The sequence below is a fragment of the Massilia cavernae genome (assembly GCF_003590855.1).
In the GTDB taxonomy this organism is placed as follows: domain Bacteria; phylum Pseudomonadota; class Gammaproteobacteria; order Burkholderiales; family Burkholderiaceae_D; genus Telluria_A; species Telluria_A cavernae.
Genome location: NZ_QYUP01000195.1, coordinates 21,619 through 33,307 on the forward strand (window position 1 = coordinate 21,619; position 11,689 = coordinate 33,307).

General features: G+C 61.3%; 8 protein-coding genes and 2 pseudogenes. 3 read left to right on the forward strand and 7 right to left on the reverse strand.

Annotated features, from left to right (window positions below; genetic code table 11):
- Positions 1-22: 22 nt before the first annotated feature.
- From D3872_RS24355 to D3872_RS24370, 4 genes are all read right to left on the reverse strand, one after another.
- A complete protein-coding gene (locus tag D3872_RS24355; protein WP_119813182.1) occupies positions 23-1,597 on the reverse strand; it encodes an AMP-binding protein in 1,575 nt (524 codons plus the stop codon).
- A gap of 121 nt (positions 1,598-1,718) precedes the next feature.
- The gene (locus D3872_RS24360) at positions 1,719-2,633 is read right to left on the reverse strand and encodes an SDR family NAD(P)-dependent oxidoreductase (protein WP_119813183.1); all 915 of its coding nucleotides are present in this window, start codon (positions 2,631-2,633) and stop codon (positions 1,719-1,721) included.
- Positions 2,634-2,690: 57 nt separating this feature from the next.
- Positions 2,691-3,935: a thiolase family protein gene (locus tag D3872_RS24365; protein WP_119813184.1), complete on the reverse strand. Its 1,245-nt coding sequence runs from the start codon at positions 3,933-3,935 to the stop codon at positions 2,691-2,693.
- Between the two features lie 37 nt (positions 3,936-3,972).
- The gene (locus tag D3872_RS24370; RefSeq protein ID WP_119813185.1) at positions 3,973-4,752 is read right to left on the reverse strand and encodes an enoyl-CoA hydratase/isomerase family protein; all 780 of its coding nucleotides are present in this window, start codon (positions 4,750-4,752) and stop codon (positions 3,973-3,975) included.
- A gap of 249 nt (positions 4,753-5,001) precedes the next feature.
- Between D3872_RS24370 and D3872_RS24375 the strand changes: the two genes are divergently transcribed.
- Entirely contained in the window at positions 5,002-7,713 is a 2,712-nt protein-coding gene (locus D3872_RS24375; RefSeq protein WP_119813186.1) for a winged helix-turn-helix domain-containing protein, read from the forward strand.
- Between the two features lie 62 nt (positions 7,714-7,775).
- On the opposite strand, the gene D3872_RS24380 is transcribed toward D3872_RS24375, so the two are convergent.
- A complete protein-coding gene (locus tag D3872_RS24380) occupies positions 7,776-8,921 on the reverse strand; it encodes an acyl-CoA dehydrogenase family protein (protein ID WP_119813187.1) in 1,146 nt (381 codons plus the stop codon).
- A 198-nt stretch (positions 8,922-9,119) separates the two neighbouring features.
- Between D3872_RS24380 and D3872_RS24385 the strand changes: the two are divergent.
- A pseudogene (locus D3872_RS24385) lies at positions 9,120-9,874 on the forward strand (electron transfer flavoprotein subunit beta/FixA family protein).
- A gap of 19 nt (positions 9,875-9,893) precedes the next feature.
- Positions 9,894-10,829, forward strand: coding sequence for an electron transfer flavoprotein subunit alpha/FixB family protein (locus tag D3872_RS24390; RefSeq protein WP_119813188.1), 936 nt, complete (start codon positions 9,894-9,896; stop codon positions 10,827-10,829).
- Positions 10,830-10,874: 45 nt separating this feature from the next.
- On the opposite strand, the gene D3872_RS24395 is transcribed toward D3872_RS24390, so the two are convergent.
- Both D3872_RS24395 and D3872_RS26865 read right to left on the reverse strand, forming a co-directional pair.
- Complete coding sequence (locus D3872_RS24395) at positions 10,875-11,513, reverse strand: hydrolase (protein ID WP_119813189.1); 639 nt, start codon at positions 11,511-11,513, stop codon at positions 10,875-10,877.
- A 73-nt stretch (positions 11,514-11,586) separates the two neighbouring features.
- Positions 11,587-11,689, reverse strand: a pseudogene (locus D3872_RS26865) (hydrolase); the annotation flags it as partial.

The window sequence follows — 11,689 nt, forward strand, 5'->3', positions numbered from 1 at the left end:
AGCGGCCATGACGGATATTGAATCAACGCTTACGCGACGCGGCGCGGCCCCTGTCCTTCCAGTACTTGTCACGCACCGCCCGACGCAGCACCTTGCCGACTACGCTGACTGGCAGCGCATCGACAAACACAACGGTCTTGGGCGCCTTGACGCCGCCGAGCATGCCTTTGACGTGCAGGATCAGGGCTTCGGCGCTCACTTCCTCGCCGGCCTTGAGCTTCACCTCGGCGTGCAGGGCCTCGCCCCATTCATCGTGAGGTATTCCGACCACCGCCGCCATCGACACGGCCGGATGCGAGCTCAGTGCGGTTTCCACTTCGATCGCGTAGACGTTGAAGCCGCCCGTGATGACCATATCCTTCTTGCGGTCGACCAGGTAGACGAAGCCATCCTTGTCGAGGTAACCCAGGTCGCCCGATTTCCAGAAGCCGTTCTCGAATTCCGCCGCCGTGCCTTCCGGGTTGTTGTGGTAGCCCGAGATGACGCCGCGGCAGCGGACCCAGATCTCGCCGGTTCCGCTTGACACTTCCTTTCCCTCGTCGTCGACGATCATCACTTCCACGCCAGGCTGGATCCGGCCGGCAGACCCAAGCTGGGCGTCGGTCGCCGTGAGATGATCGCTTTTTCCGAGCAGGCCGATGGTCTGCAGGCATTCGGTCGAACCGTAGAATTGGAGGAACACGTTGCCGAAGCGTTGTCGCGCTTGCCTGAGCTTGGTCGGACTCATCGGTGCTCCGCCGTAGGCAATGCTGCGAAGCGAAGACAGGTCGTAGGTGGTGGCTTCCGGCATTTCGAGCAAACGGTAAATCAGTGTCGGCAGCAGCAAGGTCATCGTGACCTTTTCGGCCTCGATGTTCTTGCACATCAATGCCAGGTCCGGGACGTTTTGCGTCAGCGTGCAGGCGCCGCGGAACAGCGTTGCCAGTACCCCGAATCCGGAGCCGTGGCTGATCGGCGCCATGTGCAGGAAACGCGTATCGTTGAGCTGGAACTGGTCGGCTTCCATGAACATGGAATCCCTGCATGCCAGCCAGTTGTCCATCGTGTACTGGGCGCACTTGCTTTTGCCAGTGGTACCGCCGGTGAAGCGATACACCAGGATGTCCTTGCGCGTATCGCTTTCGACACCCGGATTGGCGTCGGCCACGCCATCGAGCAGGTCCCAGAAGTACAGCAAGCCGTCGCGCCCGGCGGGCGGCGGATCCATGCACACCAGCGTGACGCCTTGTGCACGCAGGGCGTCGTAATAGCGGTCGAGCAGCGCGGTCTCGATAAACACCACCTTCGGACGCATGTACTCGACCTGCCGGCAGTGTTCCTCGAACGAATCGCGGAAATTGGCGTAAGCGACGGCCGCCTCCCCTTTGAGCGCGGTCCAGACATGCATCAGCGACATGTTGTCGTTCTCGAGGATACAAAGGTAAACGTCGCCGCGGCGCAGTTGCAGACGCTCGCGCATCATGTTCACAATGCGGTTGGTGAGCGAATGGAACTCACGATAGTTGTAGCGGCGATTGCGCTCGATATTGACCAGCGCCTCGCAGTCGCCGAAACGCAGGGCAAGATTGCCCATCAATCGTGCGAAATTCGTTTTCATCTTGGTCTCCTTTCCTTATTCTTTGCCGTCGGGCACGTGCCCATGTCGTAATAGTAAGACCATGCCATAATCCGGAGCAATGGCATGGACACCTCGCCCAGGCTTTTTCTTCGGTTGGTTCTTAAACCTTCAAACCCTTCATCGCGGTCTCGACGAAGACGGCGACTTGCTGGTTGGCTTCCTCACGCGGCACCGCCGTGCTCCAGTCGGCAATCTGATCGAAACGCGCCGCGATAGCGTCCGCCGACAACTCCTTGTCTGCAATGTACACCGGCGTGGTTTCTTCCATGCGTATCGTCGAGAACACACCGCCGCCCGCACCCAGGATCAGCTTGGTCGGCGCCTGCTCGCTCACCAGGTACAGCGCGCCCGGCGTCACTTGCTCCGGACGAATCGCCTTCAACAGCGGTTCCGGCATCACGTCGGACGTCATGCGCGTGGCCGCGATCGGCGCCAGCGTATTGACGCGAATGCCGTACTTCGAACCTTCAATGGAGAGCATGTTCATCAGCCCCACCACCGCCATCTTGGCCGCACCGTAGTTGGCCTGGCCGAAGTTGCCGAACAGCGCCGCGGCCGAGGTCGTCATGAGAATACGGCCGTAGTTCTGCTCGCGCATGATGTCCCACACCACCTTGGTGCAGTTGGCCGAACCGGTCAGGTGCACGTCCATCACCGCCTTGAAGTCGGCCATTTCCATCTTCGAGAAGGTCTTGTCGCGTAGGATGCCGGCGTTGTTGATCAGGATGTCGATGCGGCCGAAGGCTTCCATGGCTTGGGCGGCCATGGCTTGCACTTGCTCGAAGTCGGCGACGTTGGCGCCGTTGGCGATCGCTTCGCCGCCGGCCTTCCTGATTTCCTCGACCACGGCCAGCGCCGCGTCCGAGGACGCACCGCCCTTGCCGTCGCGGCTGCCGCCGAAGTCGTTGATCACGACCTTGGCGCCGAGCCTGGCCAGTTCCAGCGCGTGAATGCGGCCCAGGCCGTTGCCGGCGCCCGTCACAATGGCCACACGGCCGTCAAAGCGAATTGTCATGGTATCTCCCTAAAGTCAAATTGAATGAATCATTAAAGTAATGCTGGCTGGACTGGGTCAGGCGCGGGCGAAAATGCCGACGTGTTCAGTGGATTCTTCCACGCGCCACAGGCCGCCGCCGTTGCCCTGCAGCGCAATGCGCGCGCCTTCGACCTGGCGCTTGAAGCAGTTTCCGCGCAGCTGCTCCACCAGTTCGAAGATCTGGCCGATGCCGGTGGCGCCGATCGGATGGCCCTTCGATTCCAGCCCGCCCGACGGATTGATGGGCAGCCTGCCGCCCAGGGTGGACTCGCCACGCTCGGCCATCACGCCGGACTGGCCCGGCTCGCACAGGCCCAGCGCTTCGACCGACAGCAATTCACCGATCGCGGTGGCGTCGTGGATTTCGGCGACATCGATGTCTTCCGGGCCGATACCCGCCTGTTCGTAGGCTGCCTTGCCCGCCAGATGGGTGCAGCCCTTGTTGAAATCGGCGGCGTCGCGCGCCGAGGCCGAACGCACCACCGAGGCCAGTACCTTGATCGCGCGGTTCTTGTTGAATCCGTATTTCTTCAACGCCGACTCGGTGCACAGGATAGCCGCGGCCGCACCGTCGGAAATCGGCGAGCACATCGGCAGCGTGATCGGATAGGTGATCGGCGGCGCGGCGAGGATCTCGTCGATGCTCATCGCGTTGCGGTACTGCGAACGTTCATTGTGCACCGAATGGCCATGGTTCTTGGAGGACACGGCGGCCAGCTGGCGCTGGGTGATGCCGAAACGCTCCATCAGGCCGCCGCGGCCCAGTGCCGCGTACACGTCCATGAACGGGCTGTAGGACTTGGGCGACTGGGAACCTTCCGGCGGCACGATGCCCTTGCCCATGGCGGCCAGGTAGTTCTTGTTGTCTTCGAAAGTCTCGATGTCCCAGGCCGACTCGAAGGCCGAGAACATCTTCGCCTTGTCGGAATAAAACATCTTTTCCGCCCCCACGGCGAGCACCACGTCGGCCGCCCCGGCCTTCAGTTGGGTGACCGCCAGGTTGAACGCATGGCTGGATGACGCGCACGCGCCTTCGATATTGAAGATCGGAATACTGTCCAGCCCCAGCGGCAGCAGCGCCACCTGGCCGCGGATCATGTGCTGGCCGTCGAAATGTCCTTGCGTGCAGTTGCCGTAGAACGCAGCCTGGATATGCTTGCGGTTGCAATCGGCATCCTTCAGCGCGTCTTCCACCGCCCACGCGGTCAGTTGCTTGACGGTTTTGTCGGCGTGGCGGCCAAATGGCGTCATGCCGACGCCAACGATGTAAATGTTTTCCATGAGAGGTCCGGTCTGTGTTTGAAAGTTAAGCGGCGAATCAATAACCCTTGAATTCAGGCTGGCGCTTTTCGGCGAACGCGCGCAGGCCTTCGGCAATGTCGTAGGAGCGTTGATGGTTGCGCAGCGCCAGCACTTCGTGGCGCAGCGCATCGGCCACCGTCTTGTCGGCTGCTTCGTTGGCCACTTTCTTCATGTTGCGCAACACCAGCGGGCTCTTCTTGGCCAGTTTGTCGCCGATGGCTTGCGCGCGCGCGACCAGTTCGCCATCGGCCACCACTTCGCTGACCAGGCCGTAGGTCTTCATGTCGGCCGCCGGCAAGGCGTCGCCGGTAAACAGCAAGTACATCGCGATGTTGTGCGGAATCTTGCGCGGCAACACCGCAGCGCCGCCGCCGCCCGGGAAGACGCCGAAGTTCGAATGCGCATCGCCGAACTTGGCGCTTTGCGCGGCGATCACGAAGTCGCAGCACAGCACCGCTTCCATGCCGCCGGCCAGCGCCAGGCCGTTGACGGCGGCGATGACCGGTTTCGGGAAGGCGCGCAGCAGGTCGAAGAACACGATGATCGTGTCCAGGAAATCAGGTTCGCCCGGCGGCGGGGCCCCACCGGCGGCCGCCTTGAGGTCGGCGCCGGCGCAGAAGGCCGGACCGGTGCCGGTCAGCACCACCACGCGCACTGCATCGTCGTCTTGCCAGGCGCGCAGCTGCGCGCTCATGTCGACGAACATGTCGCGGCTCAGGGCATTCATCGCCTTGGGGCGGGTCAAGGTGATCCAGCCGACCTGGCCCTTCACTTCAAAAGAAACGGATTCGCTCAACTTATTCTCCTCAATCATTGGGTGTTTATCCGAAGCTCAAGGTACGCCACGCCGCCGTACCAACGCCCCTCCCCTTGCGGACGGCAAGCGAAATCCCGAACAGACAATGTTAGTGCTCAACTGCAGGGTTGCGTGCTAGGATAAATAGAGAACCCCCAATCGATGACGGTGCAGATGCGCCGCCAACTCTTCGTTGGTGCGTACAAATTTGTGCAATGCAATACGATCCTGCGTAACGGCTGAACATCCATGCAAACTTCTGTAACGAACCCAAGAAATCTACTTGTCGCGACGAAATTTTCACCGCCGCGCATCAATGCCCGTCATATTCCACGCAACCGCTTGCTTACCCATTTGCGTGAGGCGCAGGCTTGCACCGCGGCCTTTATCACGGGTGGCGCGGGTTTCGGAAAAACAATTCTCCTTGCGCAATGGCGGCAGGAACTGATGCGGGCGGGCGCCGAGGTCGCGTGGTTATCGCTGAGCCATGACGACAAGCAGTTCCCGAGCTTCTGCTCCTACCTTCTTGCTGCACTGCAGCGACTTGGCATCGACAGCGACGGCGACATGCTGCAAGGGGATGGCGGCATCCAGTCGATGGATGCCGTGGTTGTCCTGGTAGCCAGTGCGGCGGAACGAATTGGCAAGGAGCTGTATCTGCTGATCGATGACTTTCAGCATTGCGAGGCGCCATCCTCACACAGGCTGATGCAAAAGCTGCTCGATCATTGCCCCGCCAATTTGCATTTCATCATTGCCTCGCGTACCGCGCCGTCGCTCAGCCTCGGCCGCCTGCGCATGCAAGGCAAGGTCGCAGAAATCGAATTCGCGCAACTGCCTTTCGAGCTGGAGGAGACGCGCGCATTCTTCGAGCAAAACCTCAGCACGCTGAAGCTGACCGCGGATGAGGTGCGCTTGATCCACGACTTGACCAATGGCTGGCCGGCCAGCCTCCAGCCAATCGCCACCATGTTGCGGATCCGTCCGGCGAAGCGCTCGAAGCTGCGCTCCCTCCTGTGGAAATCGACGGACCTGCAGTCCTACCTGGCCGAGGACGTCGTGGCCTACCTGCCATCGGAACTGGTCGACGTCATGGAACGGATCTCGATCTTCCGGCGCTTCAATGCAGACCTCGCGGAATTCGTCACGGAGAACCCGAATGCGGCCGAACTGATCAAGCGCGCGGAGGACGAGAACCTCCTGATCTACCGCGTCGATTCGGACGATAGCTCGCCGTGGTATCGTTTCCATCCGCTGTTCGGCGAATTCCTTGCGCAGCGTTTGTCCCAGCAGGGGCAACCCGTGGTCGAAGCCCTCCACCTGCGCGGCAGCCAGTGGTTCGCGGAGCATGGCTTTCTTGTCGAATCGATCCGCCACGCCAACCTGGGCGGCGATCTGGAGTATGCGGCCACCGCAATGGAACAGGCCGCCTCGGGAACCTGGAGCATGGCGTATATCAGCCCCATGCTGCACCTGCTCGACCGCTTGCCGCAGGAGACGCTGTTTTCCCATCCCAGGCTCTTCCTCCTTGGTTGCCTGACCTACGCGTTCACCAGTAGAGCCGATACGGCGGAACGATGGCTCGAGCAAATCCGAAAAACGGACGCCGCAAGGACTCCGGCCATTTCCTCCAAGTTCCCCTTGCTGGATGCGGCAATCGCCGTCCAACGCGAGGATATGCAGCGGGTGATCGACTTGCTCGAACCCGCATGCAAGGTACCGCTCGAAAACCGGTCGATGCGCTATGCCAGCCTGGCTGGACTTGCGACGGCCTACCTCGCGCTTGGCCGCTATGAAGATGTGGCCAGACTGTACGACAACAATCCGATCGATCCCGAAAATTGCGAGAACGATATGGAAATGATCTTCGCCAGCGTGCGCGCGCAGATGTGTTTGACGCAAGGGAATGTCAGGGAAGCCGAACGTATCGGCTCACGCATTCTCGCCCTTTCGGAAGAAAGGTTTGGACGCGTGTCGATTCCCGCGAACATCTGCGCCGCCGCAGCCTGCGATGCGTACTACGAGCTCGATCGAATCGACGACGCGCTCGAAGTCCTGGCCAATCGTACGGCGACTCTTCGCTCGTCCAACCCTGATGTGATGGGGCGCGCCTCGGTCTGCCGCGCGCGGATCGACGTCTTGCAAGACGCGCCAAAGGCCGCCTTCGCTTTCCTGGAAGCGCAGGCAGCCCATTTCAATATTCTCGGCGTGGATCGTCCCATGGCGTACATGTTCGCCGAGCAGGTAAAGATTCTTCTTGCGATGGGCGACCATATCCTCGCCGCCCAGCTGGTGGCGAAACTCAATGCGCTCGGTGCCGTTCATCGCGACGCGACCGGTTTTCTTGCGGAGATACCGGCGCTTGCGGCGCTTGCAAGCGCACGGCTTGCCCTCGTGGACTGCAATCCGAGCCAAGCGCTGGAGGCGCTGTCCATTGCCCATCGATTTGCCGAAAAGTACGGGCGTGGCAGAACCATGGTCAGCGTAAACCTGCTCGCCGCAGTTGCACATGACAGCATGGAGCAAGAGGAAGAAGCAAGCGGATGCCTGGTCAAGGCCTTGCAAACCGGCGCGAGGCTCGGACTTGTCCGAACCGTTCTCGATGAGTGGGAAGGCGTTGGAGATTTGCTAGCAGGCCTCAAGAACTCCCCGCGCCTGGATGGACCTGCTAGCCGGTACCTCGATGAGCTGCTGGCAAGAACCACCCCGGCCGACTTGCCGCTGGAAGTCGTACCTGCGGGCCGGCGCAATGTCGATGTTCAGCGAGCGACGCTGACGCCGCGCGAAGTGGAAATCCTGGGCCTGACGGCGCAAGCGATGTCGAACAAGCGCATTGCGCTGACGCTGAACATCACCTTTGGCACGGTGAAGTGGAATGTGAAGAACATCCTTGCAAAACTGGGCGTATCGAGCCGGTACGATGCGATTACCGTGGCCAGGCAACGAGGCTTTCTCAAGTAGGAGCGCGCACGGCCAGGTGTCGCACGTGGGGCCAGCGCAACGCTGGCCCCGATGATGCTCTCTTAAAGGTTGCGCGCGATGATCACTTTTTGAATGTGGCTGGTGCCCTCATAAATCTTGGTCACACGCACATCGCGGTAGTACCGCTCGACCGGGAAGTCGGTCAGGTAACCGTAGCCGCCATGGATCTGAATCGCGCCCGAACACACCTTTTCCGCCATCTCGCTGGCGAACAGCTTGGCCATCGACGCTTCCTTCGCGCAAGGTACGCCCGCCGCATGAAGACGTGCCGCGTGCAATACGAACTGGTGCGCGACCTCAACCTGGGTTGCCATGTCGGCCAAGTCGAAGGCGACACCTTGCAGCTTGATGATCGGGGCGCCATAGGCTTCGCGCTCCTTGGCGTACTGTACCGCCGCATCCAGTGCCGCCCGTGCCGCGCCAACTGCTACCGCGGCGATGCCGATGCGTCCTTCGGACAGCGTGGACATCAGGCGCGCATACGCAGTGCCCTCGTCGCCGATGAGATTCTCGACCGGCACACGGCAGTTGTCCAGCTGGATGGCCGCGACCTGGGCGGAACGCTGGCCCATCTTATTTTCGACGCGCGTCACGTTATAGCCGGGCGTGCGCGGATCGACGATGATCATGCTCGCGCCCTTCCTGCCTTCCGGCGTTTCGGTGAATGCCGCGATGGCGAAGGCGATACCGGCTTCGTTGCCGTTTGAAATGAACTGTTTGCTGCCGTTCAGGACATAATGCGAACCTTCCCGGCGTGCGGTGGTGCTGAATGCCGCCGTATCCGAGCCTGCCTGCGGTTCGGTCAGGAGGCCCGCGGCAATCATCTCGCCCGAGGTCATGGCGCGCAGGTACTTGCGCTGTTGGTCCTCGGTGCCGAAGCGGTGCACCATGTCGGCCATGCCGTTATGAACATGCAGGATGGTGGCAAAGCCGGCATCCGCATAAGCGAATTCCTCGATGGCAAGGCAGTATTCGACAAAGCTGAGACCGGCACCGCCGAATTCTTCCGGAACGTGCATGCCGAGGAAGCCGAGTTCGGCGGCGGCCCTCAACTCGTCGCGCGGCCATGCGGAGGTGCGATCGCGCTCCGCCGCCGTCGCCGCTACCACTTCCCTCGCTACCTTCCTGGCAGCGTCGCGAATCATGACTTCCTGCTCGCTCAGGAAGACTGCTGATGTATCACTCATTATTTTCCTCTCAATAGTTGTCTGCGCCACGTCACCGCGTAGCAAGCATGGGCCTCGTCACCTGTCTTTCGCGCCTCCCGTCTTGGGAGGGGGGCTTTCCAATGCGATGTCCCTCCGAAAGGGGGGTGTCGCCTCTGTTTTTCCACGGTACATTGCCCTCTTCGCCGGCAATGATCGGCTCATTCAGAGAGCATTGGAATGAAAGTACTCGTACCAGTCAAACGCGTGTTGGACTTCAACCTGAAGGCGCGCGTGAAATCCGATGGCAGCGGCATCGATCTGGACAACGTCAAGATGTCGATGAATCCATTCGATGAGATCGCCGTCGAAGAAGCCGTGCGGCTGAAGGAAGCCGGCGTTGCCACCGAAGTGGTGGTCGTGTCGTGCGGCGTGACCGCCTGCCAGGAAACACTGCGCACGGCACTGGCGCTCGGCGCCGACCGCGCAATCCTGGTGGAGTCGGATGCCGAACTGCAGCCGCTGGCCGTGGCCAAGCTCCTGAAGGCCATCGTCGACCGGGAACAAGCCTCCCTGGTCATCGCCGGCAAGCAAGCCATTGACGACGATGCAAACCAGGTCGGCCAGATGCTGGCCGGCTTGATGCGCCGCCCCCAAGCGACCTTCGCCAGCAAGATTGAAGTCGCGGCCGACAAGGCCAGCGCCACCGTCACGCGCGAGATCGACGGCGGGCTCGAAACCCTGTCGATCGACCTGCCTGCCGTCGTCACGACCGACTTGCGCCTGAACGAACCGCGCTACGTGACCCTGCCGAACATCATGAAGGCGAAAAGAAGCCGCTGGGCGTGGTAAAGGCGGCCGACTTGGGCGTCGACGTCGCTCCACGCTTGACGACCTTGAAGGTGAGCGAGCCGCCGCGGCGCAGCGCCGGCATTATCGTTCCCGACGTGAAGACGCTGGTGGACAAACTCAAGAACGCAGCCAAGGTGCTGTAAGCGACACGGAGAAGATGAGATGACGACCCTCGTTATTGCTGAACATAACAATCAACAACTGAAGGCGGCGACGCTGAATACCGTCACTGCGGCAGCGCGCTGCGGCGGTGAAGTCCACGTGCTGGTCGCCGGCGCCGATTGCGCTGCCGTGGCACAAGCCGCATCCAGGATTGCTGGTGTTGCCAAGGTCCTGTGCGCGGATGCGCCCCACTTGGGCAATGGGCTGGCGGAGAATGTCGCCGACCAGGTGGTGGCCATCGCCCGAAGCTATAGCCATATCCTGGCGCCAGCAACCGCCTCCGGCAAGAACGTGCTGCCGCGCGTAGCCGCCGCATTGGACGTGGCGCAGATTTCCGACATCACGCGCGTGGATGCGCCGGATACCTTCGAGCGGCCGATCTATGCCGGCAATGCCTTGGCAGTGGTGCGGTCGTCCGACACGGTAAAGGTGATTACGGTGCGCGGTACGGGCTTTGACGCGGCCGATGCGACCAGTGGTGCGGCCGTCGTTGAACAAATTACGGCAGCTCCCGATGCCGGCCTCTCCCGATTCGTTTCCAGCGAAGTGACGAAGTCGGACCGCCCGGAACTGACTGCCGCGAAGATCATCGTTTCCGGCGGCCGCGGTATCGGGTCGGGCGAGAACTTCACCAAGGTACTGGAGCCCCTGGCGGACAAGCTGGGCGCCGCGCTCGGTGCGTCGCGCGCTGCGGTCGATGCGGGATTCGTGCCGAACGATTACCAGGTCGGCCAGACCGGCAAGGTGGTGGCGCCGCAACTGTATATCGCCACCGGCATCTCCGGCGCGATTCAGCACCTGGCCGGGATGAAGGACTCGAAAGTGATTGTCGCGATCAACAAGGATCCGGAAGCACCGATCTTCGCGGTCGCGGACTATGGAATTGTGGGGGACCTCTTCACTTTGGTACCCGAGCTCGTCGCCGAGCTCGGGTAAGACTGGCGCCAGCGGCGGGCGCACTACAAGCGCGCCTGCCGACCCTTAGCCCTTGTCGTAGGAAAATTGAATCCCTGCAGTGCCGCCAGTCTGGATGAAAAGGTCCATGAACGCCGGAACAGTTTCCTTGCGGGCCCAGTCGCGCTGCAGCTCGCAGAACAGTTGCACCACGCTGATCATCTTTCCGCCCGCCTGTTCAATGCGCCGCAATGCAGCTTCGTGCGCCGCCACCGACGTTCCGCCAACAGCATCGGCGACGACGTAGACCTCATATCCTTCCTTCAGTGCATCAAGCGCCGGGAAAGTCAGGCAGGCTTCCGTCCACAGCGCGGTCATGATGAGCTTCTTGCGGCCGGTTGCTTCGACGGCAGCGCGGAACTCGACGTCCTCCCAAGAATTGATCGTCGTGCGGTCGTAGGTCGGAACGCCGTCGAGCGCCTTCCGCAACTGGGGAATCGGCGGTTTGTTAAGGCCGGTGTTGACGTTGACCGTCGAATGCACGATAGGGAGGCCGTACGCCATCGCGGCCTTTGACGTGCCAACGATATTGTTTATCAATAATTGACGATCCATCGACGCAATAGAGTTCACCTGTACTGGCTGGTAGTCGATGATGATAAATGCCGAGTTCGCTGGAGTAAGCAGGTGATCCTTGCCGGCGTCCCGGATGGTTTCACTGGTCATAATGGTCTCCTGGAAAATACTGACGAGCCCGGGGACGTTTCCCCGGGGCATACGAATCAATGAATCCCGGGACTTAGCCGCGCGCCGAATCCAGTTGCTCATTCTTGGCGGCGACGTCCTGTGCTTTAGCGTAGCTGTCGATCAGCAACTGATACTCGGGGAATATCCTGGTGTAG